This window comes from Citrobacter sp. Cpo040, assembly GCF_030332915.1.
GTDB classification, from domain to species: domain Bacteria; phylum Pseudomonadota; class Gammaproteobacteria; order Enterobacterales; family Enterobacteriaceae; genus Citrobacter; species Citrobacter portucalensis.
Map to the genome: position 1 here is coordinate 167,250 of NZ_JAOWGX010000036.1, position 18,739 is coordinate 185,988.

Consider the following 18,739-nt stretch of genomic DNA (forward strand, 5'->3'; position numbering starts at 1 on the left):
TGAGGTAACAAGATGCAAGTTTCAGTTGAAACCACTCAAGGCCTTGGCCGCCGTGTAACGATTACTATCGCTGCTGACAGCATCGAGACCGCTGTGAAAAGCGAGCTGGTCAACGTAGCGAAGAAAGTGCGTATTGACGGTTTCCGCAAAGGAAAAGTACCGATGAATGTTGTTGCTCAGCGTTATGGCGCGTCTGTTCGCCAGGACGTTCTGGGTGACCTGATGAGCCGCAACTTCGTTGACGCGATCATCAAAGAAAAAATCAATCCGGCTGGCGCACCGAACTACGTTCCGGGCGAATACAAACTGGGTGAAGATTTTACTTACGCGGTAGAGTTTGAAGTTTACCCGGAAGTTGAGCTGACTGGCCTGGAAGCAATCGAAGTTGAAAAACCGGTTGTTGAAGTTACCGACGCTGACGTTGACGTAATGCTGGACACCCTGCGCAAGCAGCAGGCTACCTGGAAAGACAAAGACGGCGCTGCTGATGCAGAAGACCGTGTAACCATCGACTTCACCGGTTCTGTAGACGGCGAAGAGTTCGAAGGCGGCAAAGCGTCTGACTTCGTACTGGCGATGGGCCAGGGTCGTATGATCCCGGGCTTTGAAGAAGGCGTTAAAGGCCACAAAGCTGGCGAAGAGTTCACTATCGACGTGACCTTCCCGGAAGAGTACCACGCTGAAAACCTGAAAGGTAAAGCTGCGAAGTTCGTTATCAACCTGAAGAAAGTTGAAGAACGCGAACTGCCAGAACTGACTGAAGAATTCATCAAACGTTTCGGCGTTGAAGATGGTTCCGTAGCAGGTCTGCGCGCTGAAGTCCGTAAAAACATGGAACGCGAGCTGAAAGGCGCTGTGCGTAACCGCGTTAAGTCTCAGGCGATCGAAGGCCTGGTAAAAGCTAACGACATCGACGTTCCGGCTGCTCTGATCGACAGCGAAATCGACGTTCTGCGTCGTCAGGCTGCACAACGTTTCGGCGGCAACGAGAAACAAGCTCTGGAACTGCCGCGTGAACTGTTCGAAGAACAGGCTAAGCGTCGCGTAGTTGTTGGTCTGCTGCTGGGCGAAGTGATTCGTACCAATGAACTGAAAGCTGACGAAGATCGCGTTAAAGGCCTGATCGAAGAGATGGCTTCTGCTTACGAAGATCCGAAAGAAGTTGTTGAGTTCTACAGCAAAAACAAAGAGCTGATGGACAACATGCGTAACGTCGCTCTGGAAGAGCAGGCTGTTGAAGCCGTTCTGGCGAAAGCGAAAGTGACTGAAAAAGCCACTTCCTTCAATGAACTGATGAACCAGCAGGCGTAATTCGTCGCTTTTTTAGCTCGAATTTCGTACGCAAGCCCGTCACCTTTTGGTGGCGGGTTTTTTTTTGTCACGCATTTTGCATGGGAAGAGTGCGAAAACAGCGTTTCAGTGTTAGCGTTACAACAAAAGATTGTTATGCTTGAATTATGGCGATGTCGTACCCATTACTGAGGGACTAGCTGATAATCCGTCCATAAGGTTACAATCAGCACAGCAGGTTTTTTCAAATTTTATCCAGGAGACGGAAATGTCATACAGCGGCGAACGAGATAACTTTGCACCCCATATGGCGCTGGTGCCGATGGTCATTGAACAGACCTCACGTGGTGAGCGCTCTTTTGATATCTATTCTCGTCTACTTAAGGAACGCGTCATTTTTCTGACCGGCCAGGTCGAAGACCATATGGCTAACCTGATCGTGGCGCAGATGCTGTTCCTGGAAGCAGAAAACCCAGAAAAAGATATCTACCTGTACATCAACTCCCCTGGTGGAGTGATCACTGCCGGGATGTCTATCTATGACACCATGCAGTTTATTAAGCCGGACGTCAGCACCATTTGTATGGGCCAGGCGGCCTCAATGGGCGCGTTCCTGCTGACCGCCGGGGCGAAAGGCAAACGTTTTTGCCTGCCTAACTCTCGCGTCATGATCCACCAGCCTCTGGGCGGTTACCAGGGCCAGGCAACGGATATTGAAATTCATGCCCGTGAAATCCTGAAGGTAAAAGGGCGCATGAACGAACTTATGGCGCATCATACGGGTCAATCTCTTGAGCAGATTGAACGTGATACCGAGCGCGATCGCTTCCTCTCCGCTTCTGAAGCGGTAGAGTACGGTCTGGTTGACTCGATTTTGACCCATCGTAATTAATGCCCAGTGCGCAGGTGTGCCGCTATAATTACCTGGAGCGGCACAACGCTGATTAGCGTCTTGCGCCTGAGAATGGCATTTGCGTCGTCGTGTGCGGCACAAAGAACAAAGAAGAGGTTTTGACCCATGACAGATAAACGCAAAGATGGCTCGGGCAAATTGTTGTACTGCTCTTTTTGCGGCAAAAGCCAGCATGAAGTGCGTAAGCTGATTGCCGGTCCATCCGTGTATATCTGCGACGAATGTGTTGATTTATGCAACGACATCATTCGCGAAGAGATTAAGGAAGTAGCACCGCACCGTGAACGCAGTGCGCTGCCGACGCCACATGAAATTCGCAACCACCTGGACGATTACGTTATCGGTCAAGAGCAGGCGAAGAAAGTGCTGGCGGTCGCGGTATACAACCATTACAAACGTCTGCGCAACGGCGACACCAGCAATGGCGTCGAGTTGGGCAAAAGTAACATCCTGCTGATTGGCCCGACGGGTTCCGGTAAAACGCTGCTGGCTGAAACGCTGGCGCGCCTGCTGGACGTTCCGTTCACCATGGCTGATGCCACCACGCTGACCGAAGCCGGTTATGTGGGTGAAGATGTTGAAAATATTATTCAGAAGCTGTTGCAGAAGTGCGATTACGACGTGCAGAAAGCACAGCGAGGGATCGTCTATATCGACGAGATCGACAAGATTTCGCGTAAGTCTGATAACCCATCTATTACCCGTGACGTTTCCGGCGAAGGTGTACAGCAGGCGCTGTTGAAACTGATCGAAGGGACGGTTGCTGCCGTTCCGCCACAGGGTGGTCGTAAACATCCTCAGCAGGAATTCCTGCAGGTTGATACCTCCAAGATCCTGTTTATCTGCGGTGGTGCCTTTGCCGGTCTGGATAAAGTGATTGCTAACCGTGTTGAAACCGGCTCCGGCATTGGTTTTGGCGCAACGGTAAAAGCACAGTCTGATAAAGCCAGCGAAGGTGAACTGCTGTCGCAGGTTGAACCGGAAGATCTGATCAAATTTGGTCTGATCCCTGAGTTCATCGGTCGTCTGCCGGTTGTGGCAACGCTGAGCGAGCTGAGCGAAGAAGCGTTGATCCAGATCCTCAAAGAGCCGAAAAACGCCCTGACCAAGCAGTACCAGGCGCTGTTCAATCTTGAAGGTGTCGATCTGGAATTCCGTGAGGAAGCGCTGGATGCGATCGCTAAGAAAGCGATGGCGCGTAAAACCGGTGCTCGTGGTCTGCGTTCTATCGTCGAAGCCGCGCTGCTCGACACCATGTACGATCTGCCTTCTATGGAAGACGTCGAAAAAGTGGTGATCGATGAGTCGGTGATTGGCGGTCAGAGCAAGCCATTACTGATTTACGGTAAGCCGGAAGCGCAGCAGGCATCTGGCGAATAATTCATCAATTCATACAGACATTTAATTAAAAAGGGGGGATTTTATCTCCCCTTTTATTTTTCCGTAAACATGGCGTTGAATGTGTGGGAAACATCCCCATATACTGACATACATGTTAAAGGTGGTGTGAAGCACAGTCGTACCACCTGATTACCTGGCGGAAACTAAACTAAGAGAGAGCTCTATGAATCCTGAGCGTTCTGAACGCATTGAAATCCCCGTATTGCCGTTGCGCGATGTGGTGGTTTATCCGCACATGGTCATACCCTTATTTGTAGGGCGGGAAAAATCTATCCGTTGTCTGGAAGCGGCTATGGACCATGATAAAAAAATCATGCTGGTCGCACAGAAAGAAGCGTCAACGGATGAGCCGGGTGTAAACGATCTTTTCACCGTCGGGACCGTGGCCTCTATTTTGCAGATGCTGAAACTGCCTGACGGCACCGTAAAAGTGCTGGTCGAGGGGTTACAGCGTGCGCGTATTTCTGCGCTGTCTGACAACGGCGAGCATTTCTCTGCGAAAGCAGAGTACCTTGACTCGCCTGCTATTGATGAGCGCGAACAGGAAGTGCTGGTGCGTACCGCTATCAGCCAGTTCGAAGGCTATATCAAGCTGAACAAGAAAATCCCACCAGAAGTGCTGACGTCGCTGAACAGCATTGACGATCCTGCACGTCTGGCGGATACCATCGCTGCACACATGCCGCTGAAGCTGGCTGACAAGCAGTCCGTGCTGGAGATGTCCGACGTTAACGAGCGTCTGGAATATCTGATGGCGATGATGGAGTCTGAAATCGATCTGCTGCAGGTTGAGAAACGCATTCGCAACCGCGTGAAAAAGCAGATGGAAAAATCTCAGCGCGAGTACTATCTGAACGAGCAGATGAAAGCTATTCAGAAAGAACTCGGTGAGATGGACGATGCACCGGACGAAAACGAAGCGTTGAAGCGTAAAATCGACGCGGCGAAAATGCCGAAAGAGGCAAAAGAGAAAGCGGAAGCAGAACTGCAGAAGCTGAAAATGATGTCTCCTATGTCGGCGGAAGCGACCGTGGTGCGTGGCTACATCGACTGGATGGTACAGGTGCCGTGGAATGCGCGTAGCAAGGTCAAAAAAGACCTGCGTCAGGCGCAGGAAATCCTCGATACCGACCATTATGGTCTGGAGCGCGTCAAAGACCGTATCCTTGAGTATCTCGCGGTTCAAAGCCGTGTAAATAAAATCAAGGGGCCGATCCTGTGTCTGGTTGGACCGCCGGGGGTAGGTAAAACCTCTCTGGGGCAGTCCATCGCTAAGGCAACTGGGCGTAAATACATCCGTATGGCGCTGGGCGGCGTGCGTGATGAAGCCGAAATTCGCGGTCACCGCCGGACCTATATCGGTTCTATGCCGGGTAAACTGATCCAGAAAATGGCCAAAGTGGGCGTTAAAAACCCGCTGTTCCTGCTTGATGAGATCGACAAAATGTCTTCCGACATGCGTGGCGATCCGGCTTCCGCACTGCTTGAAGTGCTGGATCCAGAGCAGAACGTGGCGTTCAGCGATCACTACCTGGAAGTGGACTACGATCTCAGCGACGTGATGTTTGTTGCGACCTCTAACTCCATGAATATTCCGGCACCGTTGCTGGATCGTATGGAAGTGATCCGTCTGTCCGGTTATACCGAAGACGAAAAGCTGAACATTGCCAAACGTCACCTGTTGCCGAAACAGATTGAGCGTAATGCGCTGAAAAAAGGTGAGCTGACGGTCGACGATAGCGCCATTGTGGGCATTATTCGTTACTACACCCGTGAAGCAGGTGTGCGTAGTCTGGAACGTGAAATCTCTAAACTGTGCCGTAAAGCGGTGAAACAGCTGCTGCTGGATAAATCGCTGAAACATATTGAGATCAATGGCGACAACCTGCACGACTATCTGGGTGTACAGCGCTTTGACTATGGCCGCGCGGACAACGAAAACCGCGTTGGTCAGGTGACGGGTCTGGCGTGGACGGAAGTTGGCGGCGATCTGCTGACCATCGAAACCGCCTGCGTACCGGGTAAAGGTAAGTTGACCTACACCGGTTCTCTGGGTGAAGTCATGCAGGAGTCGATTCAGGCTGCGCTGACCGTGGTGCGTGCGCGTGCGGAAAAACTGGGTATTAACCCGGACTTTTACGAAAAACGCGACATCCATGTTCACGTACCTGAAGGGGCTACGCCGAAAGACGGTCCAAGTGCGGGTATTGCTATGTGTACTGCGCTGGTTTCTTGTCTTACCGGTAACCCAGTTCGCGCCGACGTGGCGATGACGGGTGAGATCACTCTGCGTGGTCAGGTTCTGCCTATCGGTGGTTTGAAAGAAAAACTGCTGGCGGCACACCGTGGCGGCATTAAGACGGTCTTAATTCCCGATGAGAACAAACGTGACCTGGAAGAGATTCCGGACAACGTAATTGCCGATCTTAATATTCACCCGGTGAAACGTATTGAGGAAGTTCTGACTCTTGCGTTGCAAAATGAACCCTCTGGAATGCAGGTTGTGACGGCAAAATAGTGACCTCGCGCAAAGAGCATTAATAAAAACAGGGCTGGCAGGCCATTTCGGGCTTGCCAGCCTTTTTTTGTATAGCTAATTTAGATAACGGATTGGGCTTGCCATCATTAACGGGTGTTGTAAGGGCATGGCAGGCCTGATATAACTGCTGCGCGGTCGCACTTTGAAGGATTCAGGTGCGATATAAATTATAAAGAGGAAGAGAAGAGTGAATAAATCTCAACTGATCGACAAAATTGCTGCAGGGGCTGATATCTCTAAAGCTGCGGCTGGACGTGCGTTAGATGCAATTATTGCTTCTGTTACTGAATCTCTGAAAGAAGGTGATGACGTAGCGCTGGTAGGTTTTGGTACTTTTGCCGTTAAAGAGCGTGCTGCCCGTACTGGTCGCAACCCGCAAACAGGTAAAGAGATCACCATCGCCGCGGCTAAAGTACCGGGCTTCCGTGCAGGTAAAGCACTGAAAGACGCGGTAAACTAAGTGATTTCCCCTTTGGGGATGTGACGAAGTACAAGGGCGCATCGACTGATGTGCCTTTTTTATTTGTAATTCCGGTACTTTCTACGCGTTGTGGGCTGACAATTGCCCCTGTTTCTTGTCACAATAGACCTTTGTGCGCAGCGTTCAGGAAACGCTATGCTGCGTGAAGCATATATACTCAAAATCCTTGTTGCCGTTGTTGTCATCAACGCGGGGGCAGCAGAAAGGATAACGCGTATAGTCATCTACAGCGGAGTGTGGTTACACCATGATGGACAGCTTACGCACGGCTGCTAACAGTCTCGTGCTCAAGATTATTTTCGGTATCATTATCGTGTCGTTCATTTTGACCGGCGTGAGTGGTTACCTGATTGGCGGGGGCAATAACTTCGCCGCCAAAGTGAATGGCCAGGAGATAAGCCGCGGGCAGTTCGAGAATGCGTTCAACAGTGAACGTAACCGCATGCAGCAACAGCTGGGCGATCAATACTCCGAGCTGGCCGCGAACGAAGGTTATATGAAAACGCTGCGTCAGCAGGTGCTGAATCGTCTTGTTGACGAAGCACTGCTGGATCAGTATTCCCGCGAGCTTAAGCTCAACATCAGCGACGATCAGGTTAAACAGGCCATTTTCGCCACGCCTGCGTTCCAGGTGGACGGCAAGTTTGATAACAACCGCTACAACGCGATTGTCAATCAAATGGGAATGACTGCAGACCAGTACGCTCAGGCATTACGTAATCAGCTTACGACACAGCAGCTGATTAACGGTGTTGCCGGTACGGACTTCATGCTGAAAGGCGAAACGGACGAACTGGCGGCGCTGGTCGCGCAGCAGCGTATCGTGCGCGAGGCGACGATTGACGTTAACGCACTGGCCGCGAAGCAGTCTGTTACCGAGCAGGAAGTTGCCAGCTACTACGAGCAGAATAAAAACAACTTTATGACGCCGGAACAGTTCCGCGTGAGCTACATCAAGCTGGACGCTGCTGCTATGCAGGAGACGGCCAGCGATGCTGATATTCAGTCTTACTATGACCAGCATCAGGATCAGTTCACTCAGCCGCAGCGTAACCGCTACAGCATCATTCAGACCAAAACGGAAGATGAAGCCAAAGCGGTACTGGGCGAGCTGAACAAAGGCGGTGATTTTGCTGCGTTGGCGAAAGAAAAATCTGCCGATATCATCTCTGCCCGTAAAGGCGGCGATATGGGATGGCTGGAAGATTCCACCACCCCGGATGAGCTGAAAAATGCTGGTCTGAAAGAAAAAGGCCAACTGTCTGGCGTAATTAAGTCTTCCGTTGGTTTCCTCGTTGCACGTCTTGACGACGTACAGCCCGCGCAAGTTAAACCGCTGAGCGAAGCCCGTGACGAAATTGCGGCAAAAGTGAAGCAGGAAAAAGCGCTGGATGCGTACTATGCGCTGCAGCAGAAAGTCAGCGACGCGGCCAGCAATGATAACGAATCTCTGGCGGGTGCAGAGCAGGCTGCGGGTATGAAAGCGGTTGAAACGGGCTGGTTTAGCCGTGACAGCCTGCCGGAAGAACTGAATTTCAAACCAGTCGCTGACATCATTTTCAATGGTGGTCTGGTTGGTGAGAACGGTACGCCTGGCAGTAACTCCGATATCATCACCGTGGACGGCGATCGTGCGTTCGTGCTGCGTATTGCAGAGCACAAAGCTGAAGCCGTGAAGCCACTGGCTGAAGTGAAAGAGCAGGTAACTGCGCTCGTTAAGCACAATAAAGCAGAGCAGCAGGCGAAGCTTGATGCCGATAAACTGCTGGCGGATCTGAAAGCCGGTAAAGGCGATGAAGCGATGAAAGCGGCGGGTCTGAGCTTTGGCGAGGCGAAAACGCTGAGCCGTACGGGTCAGGATCCGCTGAGCCAGGCTGCCTTTGGTCTGAGCCTGCCGGCGAAAGACAAACCGAGCTACGGCGTCGCGAACGACATGCAGGGTAACGTTGTTCTGTTGGCGTTGGACGAGGTGAAAGCCGGTTCTATGCCTGAAGCGCAGAAGAAAGCGATGGTTCAGGGGATCACTCAGAACAACGCGCAGATTGTCTTCGAAGCGCTGATGAGCAACCTGCGTAAAGCCGCAAAAATTAAAATCGGTGATGCGCTGGAACAGCAGCAATAACCGAGGCAGTTCGCAAAAAATTGCAAAAAGTTGTATCTACCAAAGGCCGCTTTCGCGGCCTTTTCCATTTCTGATATTTGCCGTTTGTCTGCCGTTCTGCACCTCGCTATCGTGATTCCACTGTTAACAAACAAGGAGAAAACAGTATGAAACATGGAATCAAAGCTCTGCTTATCACTCTTTCATTGACCTGCGCTGGTATGGCCCAAACCGCATTGGCGGCTGAGCCTGTCGCCAAAAGCCTGGCGACTCAAACCAAAGCGGAAAACTCAGGGGCGGCACAAAGCAAAGCCACACTGCCCGCTAAAGCAAGTGACGATGAAGGCACCAGGGTAAGCATCAACAGCGCTTCTGCGGAGGATTTAGCGCGAGTTATGAATGGCGTGGGTCTAAAGAAAGCGCAGGCGATTGTGAGCTATCGTGAGGAGTACGGGCCGTTTAAAACGGTGGACGATTTAAAGCAGGTGCCGGGCATGGGTAGTTCGCTGGTTGAGCGTAATCTGGCAGTTTTAACACTTTAATAACTTGCAGAGCGCTGAAAGTTTGCCAGACTGTAGAGGTCATACCAGTTATGACCTCTTTACCCTAAAGTCTGTTCCTATAAAAACAACGTAAGGCTCCTGCGCTATGCAAACACAAATCAAAGTTCGTGGTTTTCATCTTGATGTCTATCAGCACGTTAACAATGCCCGCTATCTGGAGTTTCTGGAAGAGGCCCGCTGGGATGGTCTGGAAAACAGCGACAGCTTTCAGTGGATGACCGCACACAACATCGCTTTTGTGGTCGTGAATATTAATATCAACTACCGCCGTCCTGCGGTGCTGAGCGACCTGCTGACTATCACCAGTCAGGTTCAACAGTTAAATGGCAAAAGTGGTGTGTTAAATCAGACCATTACCCTGGAGCCGGAAGGGCAGGTGGTGGCTGATGCGCTGATTACGTTCGTCTGCATTGATTTGAAGACGCAAAAAGCGCTGCCGCTGGAAGGGGAGTTGCGCGAAAAACTGGAGCAGATGGTGCAGTAGTGGCTGCGACTGCCGGAAGGCGACGCTCAAGCGTCTTATCCGGCCTACAAGAGTTGCTGCAACTGCATGTAGGCCGGATACGCAAAGCGCCATCCGGCAATACAATCATTTTAACCCGGTTTTCTGTTTCATTGCCGCCATCACTGCCGGTTTATCCGCCAGATAATGGTTCAGGCCGTTGGCACGCAGATTACACGCCGCACAGTGACCACAACCGTCACCTTTGATGCCGTTATAGCAGGTCAGCGTTTCTTCGCGTACCAGGTCCAGCTTGCCCCAGTAATCGGCCAGTGCCCAGGTTTCGGCTTTATCGATCCACATCAGTGGGGTTTCAAAGCGAATATCTTTCGCCATCCCCAGGCTTACAGCATGGTTCAGGGCTTTAACGAACTCATCGCGACAGTCCGGATAGCCGGAGAAATCGGTCTCACAAACGCCGGTAATGACCGCCTCTGCCTGCACCTGGTACGCGTAAATTGCTGCCAGCGTTAAGAACAGAATATTGCGTCCTGGCACAAAGGTATTGGGAATGCCGTTCGCATCCGGTTCGTAATCGGGTACCGGAATGTTATCGCGGGTCAGGCTGCTGACAGCCAGTTCACTGAGCAATGTGACATCAAGTACTTTGTGCGCTCGCGCGCCAAGTTTTAAGGCCAGGTCACGTGCGACATCAATCTCAGCGCGATGGCGCTGACCATAATCAAAGGTCACGCAGTGCACTTCATCATACTGATGCAGCGCTTGCGCCAGACAAGTCGTGGAGTCCTGACCTCCACTGAATACAACAACGGCACGTTTCATGGCTTTTCCTGACAAAATAACGAAGCCCTTATGGTAGCGCCTGGGCGTGCCGTCCACCAGCTTCTTCACGCTGAAGGAGGTGGCAGCCAGGCTTCGGTAAACTCGAACCAGCCACGAGGATTCAGGCGTACGCCGTTCACGCCCGGTGGCGCGCTGATGCGATAGTGATAATTGAATAGTGGCGTCAGGGTAGCGTCATGCATTAGCGTAGCGAAAACTTGCTGTAAAGCCGCGTGGCGATCGTCCTCATCGGCCTGAATTTGTAGGGCATCCAGGGTCGTTTGCAAATGTGTGTATGCGGGCGCATTCAATACATGTGACCAGAGCTGATCGCAGCGCAACCACTGTTCGAGAGTATATTCAGGTGCCTCACCAATCAGCCTGTCGCCCATCATCAGGTCGGCCTGGGCTAAGGGATGATCGCCATCCCAGTTTTTAGCATTATGAAAAATAAGCGTTAATTCACAGCCGAGCAGCGCCAACGCCTGGCGAAGCTGTTCAGCCATAGCGTGAAGTTCTACCGGCAGGTGATAAGCCAGCGTCAGCTTTTCCGGTAATGCCACCTCATCGAGTTCATCCCATTGCGGGATAGTCCATCCGGGGAGCAGTGCATTGCTTGGCGTGATCAGATTTTCATCCACTTCAAGCGTTTGTAGCAGGGAAGAACGGTGGATGATATTGATCAGTCTACGGGCCTGCTGCGTATTCAGGCGCGCGCTTTTTCTGAGCGTGAGATAGCAAAAACCAAGACTGATCCCGCTGCTTACCTGGCTTAGCATAGGCAACTCTTCGGGTTTACCAATCGCAATTTGCACCGGATGGCGACAGCTGGTGCCCAAATCCTGGGAGAAGAGCTGCGGGGTTATCCAGTATTCAATGGCTTTTAGCAGCGGATGACTCAGATGGTAGTGATCGTGACTCTCGATACGCACCAGCTCAGGAGTAAACAGCGTCAGCCGGAACGGGCCGGTACCCACAAACGGGTGCTCAGGATGCGCCAGGTGACTGCTGTAGCTTGCCAGACGGTGCGCCAGCCAGAAGTCGGGACGATGCAGAATAAAGGTCAGACACTGGGGATGCGTCACCTCAATGCGCTTTACGCTGATAAACAGCTTATTCAGCGCGGGGAGTTCTAACAGCTTCAGCAACTGCTGATGTAGCTGTGTGCTGCTGACCGCATCGCCGTTATGCCAGTACAGGGTGGAACGAATATAGAAATCCCAGCGCAGGCCGTCAGCGGAGATATTCCAGTGGTGGGCTAAGTCTCCACAGGGACGTTGCGTAGTGCTGTCAAACCGGGTCAGGCCAGAGAAAACTTGTCCAGCGAGGTGTTGCTCCGCGCGACCGGGGAGAAAACCGGGGTGCAAGGGGTCGAGCGGGCGGTAATAGGGTATACGCAGGGTTGGCGTGTCGTTTTGCCACTGACCGCCCATAAACGGTTGTAACAGTGTTCTTAATTCACCCGGCGCCAGCTGAGCCAGTTCCAGTACGCTAAGCTGCTCGCCCTTTTGCAGGGCCTGTTCCATCATGGTGTTGCGCAGTGAATCTGGCGTCACTAAAAACCGCAGCTGCCCGCGTTTCCCGCGCCCCGACTGGGCATGCCACTCCAGCCAGCCCGCATCCTGCGCTTGCTTTAGCAGGGTACGTACATGGCGTTCGCTACAAAAACAGCGTTCGGCCAGTTCCCCGACGGTCACCGACTGCGGTTCGCCGTTCGAGGGCAGCCACAGGCGTTGGTACTGGTTCAGGCGATTAAGCAGACGCATTAATACTTTTTCCTTCAGGATGTTCGTTAACGGTGTATGCGTAGAGAAACCCGGAACAATTCATTTTATCTATTCACTATTACTTCCGTATATCTCAGGTGATACTGGATCACAAGTTAACCGCGTCACAGTGTGGAGAAAGAAATGGCTCGTCTGGCTGCATTTGATATGGATGGCACCCTTTTGATGCCGAATCACCATTTAGGTGACGAAACGCTTTCAACGCTGTCGCGCCTGCGTGAACGCGATATTACTCTGACATTTGCTACCGGCCGACATGTGCTTGAGATGCGCCATATTTTAGGCTCGATCTCACTGGACGCCTTTTTGATTACGGGTAACGGCACGCGCATTCACTCTCTTGAAGGCGACGTGTTACACCGTCAGGATCTGGATCCGAATGTCGCGGATATTGTGTTGCATCAGAAGTGGGACACTACCGCAAGCATGCATGTCTTTAATGACAATGGCTGGTTCACCGGACAAGAGATCCCCTCACTGCTGCAGGCGCATGTGTATAGCGGATTTCGCTATCAGATCGTCGATGTGAAACGTATTCCGGCGCATCAGGTCACGAAAGTCTGTTTCTGCGGCGATCATGACTCTCTGATCCAATTGCGCATTCAACTGAATGAAGCGCTGGGTGAACAGGCGAATCTCTGTTTTTCCGCGTTTGATTGCCTTGAGGTGCTGCCGCTGGGCTGTAATAAAGGATCGGCATTGGCGGTGTTGAGCGACTATTTAGGTTATTCAATGGCCGAGTGTATGGCGTTTGGCGATGCCATGAACGATCGCGAAATGTTAGGCAGCGTTGGGCGCGGCTTGATTATGGGTAACGCGATGCCGCAACTGATTGCTGAACTGCCTCATTTATCGGTGATTGGACATTGCCGTAATCAGGCAGTGTCACACTTTTTGACGCATTGGCTGGACAATCCACATCTACCTTATTCCCCCGAATGAGAGATCCCTTCCAGCAAGCCAGACTTCGCGTCTGGCTTTTTTTTATCCTATTAATGGGTGTTCAGTAGTCGGGCGAGCTCCGCTTTCCACGGCGTTAAATCACCGATGTGTGCATCGACCCACTGTGGGTTGTAGTAGGTTTCCAGATAGCGTTCGCCGCTGTCACACAACAGCGTCACTAGTGAGCCGCTTTCTCCGGCATCGCGCATACGGGCGGCAAGTTGCAGCGTTCCCCACATATTGGTGCCAGTTGAAGCGCCGACTTTGCGGCCCAACTGCGTTTCCAGCCAGTGTGCGGTGGCCACGCTTGCGGCATCCGGCACGCGCAGCATTTCATCGACCACGTCAGGAATGAAAGACGGTTCGACACGCGGGCGGCCAATGCCTTCAATTTTACTTCCTACCGGACTGCGTAACGTGGCATCGCGATCCTGCCAGAAGGGCAGAAAGACCGAGTTTTCCGGGTCCACTACCATCAGTTGAGTGTCGTAGCCCTGACAGCGAATATAGCGGCCAATGGTTGCTGAGGTGCCACCGGTTCCGGCGCTCATCACAATATGGCGGGGAACGGGGTTGGGCTCGCACTGCATCTGACGAAAGATGCTGTCGGCGATATTATTATTGCCGCGCCAGTCGGTGGCGCGCTCAGCGTAAGTGAACTGGTCCATGTAATGACCGTTCAGCTCACGCGCCAGTTGCTCAGAGGCCGCATAGATTTCGCAGGCGCTTTCCACGAAATGACAGCGACCGCCGTAAAATTCAATCTGTTCAACTTTACGTTTTGCCGTACAGGAAGGCATGACGGCAATAAATGGCAACCCTAACAGTCGAGCGAAATAAGCTTCAGAGACCGCCGTTGAACCGGACGATGATTCAATGATGGTGGTGCCTTCTTTGATCCAGCCATTGCACAATCCGTACAGAAACAGTGAGCGTGCCAGACGATGCTTCAGACTCCCGGTCGGATGCGTGCTCTCATCTTTTAAATAGAGCTGAATGCCCGGGAACGCCGGTAGCGACAGGCGAATGAGATGCGTATCCGCAGAACGCTGATAATCCGCGTTGATTTCATTGATGGCGTTTTTAACCCAGGAGCTATTCATCATTAATAGATATCCATTTGTCATTTTGTGCCCAGAATAGCGAAAAGCACGGAAAAAATTGTTGCCATTTAGCCTTTAAAATAGAATGTAAGGAGAAAATTCTTCTCTGTGGAGTGGATATGTTAGACAAAATTGACCGCAAGCTACTCGGCTTACTGCAACAGGACTGCACCCTTTCTTTGCAGGCATTAGCAGATGCCGTTAATCTGACTACCACCCCCTGCTGGAAACGTCTCAAACGACTTGAGGATGACGGTATCCTGCTGGGCAGAGTCGCCCTGTTGGATCCAGAAAAACTGGGGCTGGGACTCACCGCGTTTGTGCTGATCAAAACTCAGCATCACAGCAGCGAATGGTATTGCCGCTTTGTCACTGAAGTGACCGGAATGCCCGAGGTTCTGGGGTTTTGGCGTATGGCAGGGGAGTATGACTACCTGATGCGAGTGCAGGTTGCTGATATGAAAAGCTATGATGAATTCTATAAGCGCCTGGTGAACAGCGTACCGGGCCTGTCTGACGTCACCTCCAGCTTTGCCATGGAACAGATTAAATACACAACTGCTCTACCTATTGAATAATTCTCCCGGCGCTTATTGCCGGAAATCTTGTCAGGACATAACGCGTGCGATTATTTGCTCAATTAAGCTGGTACTTCCGCCGGGAGTGGCGTCGCTACCTCGGGGCAGTGGCCCTGCTTATCATCATCGCTATCCTTCAGCTTATTCCGCCGAAAGTGGTCGGGATCATTGTGGATGGCGTGACGACTCAACGCTTCACCACCGAGCGGCTGCTGATGTGGGTGGGGACAATTGCCCTGATTGCCGTGGTGGTTTATTTGCTGCGTTATGTCTGGCGCGTGCTGCTGTTTGGCGCATCCTACCAACTGGCGGTTGAGCTGCGGGAAGATTATTACCGTCAGTTGAGTCGCCAGCATCCAGAATTTTATCTGCGGCACCGTACGGGCGATCTGATGGCGCGGGCAACCAACGATGTCGATCGCGTCGTATTTGCCGCCGGAGAAGGGGTGCTGACGCTGGTAGATTCGCTGGTTATGGGGTGTGCGGTGCTGATCGTGATGTCAACGCAGATAAGTTGGCAACTGACGCTCATTGCGCTGCTGCCGATGCCGGTGATGGCGTTGATGATCAAACGTTACGGCGATCGACTCCATAACCGTTTTAAGCTGGCGCAGGCGGCGTTTTCCAGTCTCAACGATCGTACTCAGGAAAGCCTGACCAGTATTCGTATGATCAAGGCCTTTGGGCTGGAGGATCGGCAGTCGGCATTATTTGCCGCAGATGCTGAAGATACCGGTAAGAAAAACCTGCGTGTGGCGCGCATTGACGCCCGCTTTGATCCTACGATTTATATCGCCATTGGTATGGCTAACCTGCTGGCGATTGCCGGGGGAAGCTGGATGGTGGTTCACGGCTCGCTGACGCTCGGGCAGCTCACCAGCTTTATGATGTATCTCGGTCTGATGATTTGGCCGATGCTGGCGCTGGCCTGGATGTTTAACATCGTCGAACGCGGCAGCGCCGCGTATAGCCGAATTCGCGCCATGCTGGCAGAAGCGCCGGTAGTGGATGACGGTACTGAACCGGTGCCGGAAGGACGCGGCGAGCTGGCGGTGGCGATTCGCGAATTTTGTTACCCTCAAACCACCCACCCGACGCTGGAAAATGTGAATTTCCAGCTCAAACCTGGACAGATGCTGGGCATCTGTGGTCCGACCGGCGCGGGAAAAAGTACGGTACTGTCGCTGATCCAGCGTCATTTTGATATCACCCAGGGCGATGTGCGCTTTCATGATATCCCATTAACGCGCTTACAGCTGGATAGCTGGCGCAGCCGACTGGCGGTTGTCAGCCAGACACCATTCCTGTTTTCCGATACCGTCGGTAATAACATCGCCTTAGGACGCCCGCAGGCCACGCAGGAAGAGATCGAGCATGTGGCGCGCCTTGCCAGCGTTCATGAGGATATTTTACGTCTTCCTCAGGGCTACGACACCGAAGTGGGCGAACGCGGGGTGATGCTGTCTGGCGGGCAAAAACAGCGTATTTCTATTGCTCGAGCGTTACTGCTGAACGCTGAAATTCTGATTCTGGATGATGCGCTGTCGGCGGTGGATGGTCGTACCGAACATCAGATCCTACATAACCTGCGCCAGTGGGGCGAAGGCAGAACCGTGATTATCAGCGCACACCGTTTATCGGCTCTGACGGAAGCCAGCGAGATTATCGTGATGCAGCATGGGCATATTGCTCAGCGCGGTGAGCATGAATCTTTAGTGCAACAGCCCGGTTGGTATCGCGACATGTACCGCTATCAGCAACTTGAAGCGGCGCTGTCTGATGCACCAGAGATAAACGAGGAGGCGGCTAATGCGTAGTTTCGGGCAATTATGGCCAACTCTGAAAAGACTGCTGGCGTATGGTTCCCCATGGCGAAAACAGCTGACGATTGCGGTCGTCATGTTGTGGGTGGCTGCGGCGGCGGAAGTCAGCGGTCCGCTGCTGATTAGCTATTTTATCGATAACATGGTGGCGAAGAACAATCTGCCGCTGGCGATGGTCGCCGGGCTGGTTGCGGCGTATGTGGGATTGCAGCTGCTGGCGGCGGGTCTGCATTACGCGCAGTCGCTGTTATTTAATCAGGCGGCGGTTGGCGTGGTGCAACAGTTGCGCACTGACGTCATGGACGCTGCGCTGCGCCAGCCGCTCAGCGCTTTTGATACTCAGCCCGTCGGGCAGCTTATCTCCCGCGTGACCAATGATACTGAAGTTATTCGCGACCTGTACGTGACGGTGGTCGCAACGGTCCTGCGCAGTGCGGCCTTAATCGGCGCGATGCTGGTGGCGATGTTCAGCCTGGAGTGGCGCATGGCGCTGGTGGCAATGGCCATTTTCCCGGCCGTGCTGGTGGTGATGGTGATTTACCAACGCTACAGCACCCCGATTGTGCGTCGGGTGCGCGCTTATCTGGCGGATATTAACGATGGCTTTAACGAAGTCATAAACGGCATGAGCGTTATCCAGCAGTTCCGCCAGCAGGCAAGGTTTGGCGAGAGAATGGGCGAGGCCAGCCGCTCGCACTATATGGCGCGTATGCAAACCCTGCGACTGGATGGTTTTTTGCTGCGTCCACTGCTGAGCCTGTTCTCGGCGCTGATCCTCTGCGGTTTGCTGATGCTGTTCAGTTTTACCTCTGGCACCTCCATCGAGGTTGGCGTGCTGTACGCGTTCATCAGCTACCTCGGCCGTTTGAACGAACCGCTGATCGAGCTGACCACCCAGCAATCAATGCTGCAGCAGGCGGTTGTCGCTGGTGAGCGAGTTTTCGAACTGATGGACGGGCCTCGTCAGCGCTATGGTGAAGACGATCGCCCGCTCAAAAGCGGAGACATTGAGGTGGATAACGTTTCATTTGCCTATCGCGACGACAACCTGGTGCTGCAAAACATCAGTCTGTCCGTGCCTTCGCGCAGCTTTGTGGCTTTGGTCGGACACACAGGCAGCGGCAAAAGCACGCTGGCCAGCCTGCTGATGGGATATTACCCGCTGACGCAGGGGGAAATCCGCCTTGACGGACGTCCGTTGTCTTCTCTGAGCCACGGTGCGTTACGTCAGGGCATCGCGATGGTGCAGCAGGATCCGGTGGTGATGGCGGATACCTTCCTGGCAAACGTCACGCTGGGTCGCGATATCTCAGAAGAGCGGGTCTGGCAGGCGCTGGAGACTGTGCAACTGGCAGAACTGGCTCGGGGTTTGAGCGAGGGGATCCATACCCGGCTGGGCGAGCAGGGCAATAATCTCTCCGTTGGGCAGAAACAGCTGCTGGCGCTGGCGCGGGTATTGGTTGAAACGCCGCAGGTGCTGATCCTCGATGAAGCCACGGCCAGTATTGATTCCGGTACTGAACAGGCCATTCAGCACGCGCTGGCGGCGGTCCGTGAACACACTACGCTGGTGGTGATTGCGCATCGGTTATCGACGATTGTCGATGCGGATACCATTCTGGTGCTGCATCGCGGTCAGGCGGTTGAGCGTGGTACGCACCAGCAATTACTGGCGGCGCAAGGCCGTTACTGGCAGATGTATCAGCTGCAGCTGGCGGGCGAAGAGTTAGCCGCCAGCACGCAAGAGGATTCTGTTATCGCCTGACGGCGCAGCGCTTATCCGGCCACGCGGTATCGTAGGCCGGGTAAGGCGTTTACGCCGCCATCCGGCAATCAACAATCTGGTGCAAAAATGTAACGCACTATGCACCGTTATAGTGCGTTTTTTCTTTTTCTCTCCCGATAGTACCCGGCGAACCTGAATCATTCCGCG

At 52.9% G+C, this 18,739-nt stretch carries 15 protein-coding genes; 12 read left to right on the forward strand and 3 right to left on the reverse strand.

All coding sequences use genetic code 11. The features are described 5' to 3' along the window. Window positions 1–12: 12 nt before the first annotated feature. The 8 genes from tig to fadM all read left to right on the forward strand — a co-directional run bounded on the left by tig (window position 13) and on the right by fadM (window position 9,772). The gene (gene tig, locus OGX86_RS15660) at window positions 13–1,311 is read left to right on the forward strand and encodes a trigger factor (protein ID WP_003021622.1); all 1,299 of its coding nucleotides are present in this window, start codon (window positions 13–15) and stop codon (window positions 1,309–1,311) included. A gap of 247 nt (window positions 1,312–1,558) precedes the next feature. Further along, entirely contained in the window at window positions 1,559–2,182 is a 624-nt protein-coding gene (gene clpP, locus OGX86_RS15665) for an ATP-dependent Clp endopeptidase proteolytic subunit ClpP (RefSeq protein ID WP_003021624.1), read from the forward strand. Between the two features lie 126 nt (window positions 2,183–2,308). Further along, the gene (gene clpX / locus OGX86_RS15670) at window positions 2,309–3,583 is read left to right on the forward strand and encodes an ATP-dependent protease ATP-binding subunit ClpX (protein ID WP_003831013.1); all 1,275 of its coding nucleotides are present in this window, start codon (window positions 2,309–2,311) and stop codon (window positions 3,581–3,583) included. Between the two features lie 184 nt (window positions 3,584–3,767). Then, a complete protein-coding gene (gene lon / locus OGX86_RS15675) occupies window positions 3,768–6,122 on the forward strand; it encodes an endopeptidase La (RefSeq protein ID WP_003831014.1) in 2,355 nt (784 codons plus the stop codon). A gap of 190 nt (window positions 6,123–6,312) precedes the next feature. Next, window positions 6,313–6,603: a nucleoid-associated protein HU-beta gene (hupB, locus tag OGX86_RS15680; protein WP_219352570.1), complete on the forward strand. Its 291-nt coding sequence runs from the start codon at window positions 6,313–6,315 to the stop codon at window positions 6,601–6,603. Window positions 6,604–6,871: 268 nt separating this feature from the next. Further along, the gene (gene ppiD, locus OGX86_RS15685) at window positions 6,872–8,746 is read left to right on the forward strand and encodes a peptidylprolyl isomerase (RefSeq protein WP_048226289.1); all 1,875 of its coding nucleotides are present in this window, start codon (window positions 6,872–6,874) and stop codon (window positions 8,744–8,746) included. A 146-nt stretch (window positions 8,747–8,892) separates the two neighbouring features. Beyond that, window positions 8,893–9,267: a helix-hairpin-helix domain-containing protein gene (locus OGX86_RS15690; RefSeq protein WP_048226287.1), complete on the forward strand. Its 375-nt coding sequence runs from the start codon at window positions 8,893–8,895 to the stop codon at window positions 9,265–9,267. 106 nt (window positions 9,268–9,373) lie between these two features. After that, entirely contained in the window at window positions 9,374–9,772 is a 399-nt protein-coding gene (gene fadM / locus OGX86_RS15695; RefSeq protein ID WP_003021636.1) for a long-chain acyl-CoA thioesterase FadM, read from the forward strand. A 105-nt stretch (window positions 9,773–9,877) separates the two neighbouring features. Here the strand turns inward: fadM and queC are convergent, their stop codons facing one another. Next, window positions 9,878–10,573: a 7-cyano-7-deazaguanine synthase QueC gene (gene queC / locus OGX86_RS15700; RefSeq protein ID WP_003021638.1), complete on the reverse strand. Its 696-nt coding sequence runs from the start codon at window positions 10,571–10,573 to the stop codon at window positions 9,878–9,880. Window positions 10,574–10,638: 65 nt separating this feature from the next. Beyond that, on the reverse strand, window positions 10,639–12,339 hold the full coding sequence (locus OGX86_RS15705; protein WP_048214789.1) for an SgrR family transcriptional regulator: 1,701 nt from the start codon (window positions 12,337–12,339) through the stop codon (window positions 10,639–10,641). Window positions 12,340–12,483: 144 nt separating this feature from the next. Between OGX86_RS15705 and cof the strand changes: the two genes are divergently transcribed. Continuing rightward, window positions 12,484–13,302, forward strand: coding sequence for an HMP-PP phosphatase (cof, locus tag OGX86_RS15710; RefSeq protein ID WP_032942541.1), 819 nt, complete (start codon window positions 12,484–12,486; stop codon window positions 13,300–13,302). A gap of 50 nt (window positions 13,303–13,352) precedes the next feature. On the opposite strand, the gene OGX86_RS15715 is transcribed toward cof, so the two are convergent. Further along, window positions 13,353–14,408, reverse strand: a complete 1,056-nt coding sequence (locus OGX86_RS15715; protein ID WP_122984023.1) for a PLP-dependent cysteine synthase family protein — start codon at window positions 14,406–14,408, stop codon at window positions 13,353–13,355. Window positions 14,409–14,524: 116 nt separating this feature from the next. Here OGX86_RS15715 and decR point away from each other — a divergent pair, with 116 nt between their 5' ends. The 3 genes from decR to OGX86_RS15730 are packed head-to-tail and all read left to right on the forward strand — an operon-like array spanning window position 14,525 to window position 18,571. After that, window positions 14,525–14,983 (forward strand): DNA-binding transcriptional regulator DecR, encoded by a 459-nt coding sequence (gene decR / locus OGX86_RS15720; protein ID WP_003831023.1) that lies wholly within the window; start codon window positions 14,525–14,527, stop codon window positions 14,981–14,983. Window positions 14,984–15,027: 44 nt separating this feature from the next. Then, entirely contained in the window at window positions 15,028–16,800 is a 1,773-nt protein-coding gene (locus tag OGX86_RS15725; protein WP_128316809.1) for a SmdA family multidrug ABC transporter permease/ATP-binding protein, read from the forward strand. Then, the gene (locus OGX86_RS15730; RefSeq protein WP_284105791.1) at window positions 16,793–18,571 is read left to right on the forward strand and encodes a SmdB family multidrug efflux ABC transporter permease/ATP-binding protein; all 1,779 of its coding nucleotides are present in this window, start codon (window positions 16,793–16,795) and stop codon (window positions 18,569–18,571) included. The genes OGX86_RS15725 and OGX86_RS15730 overlap by 8 nt, the downstream gene beginning before the upstream one ends. Window positions 18,572–18,739 lie beyond the last annotated feature (168 nt).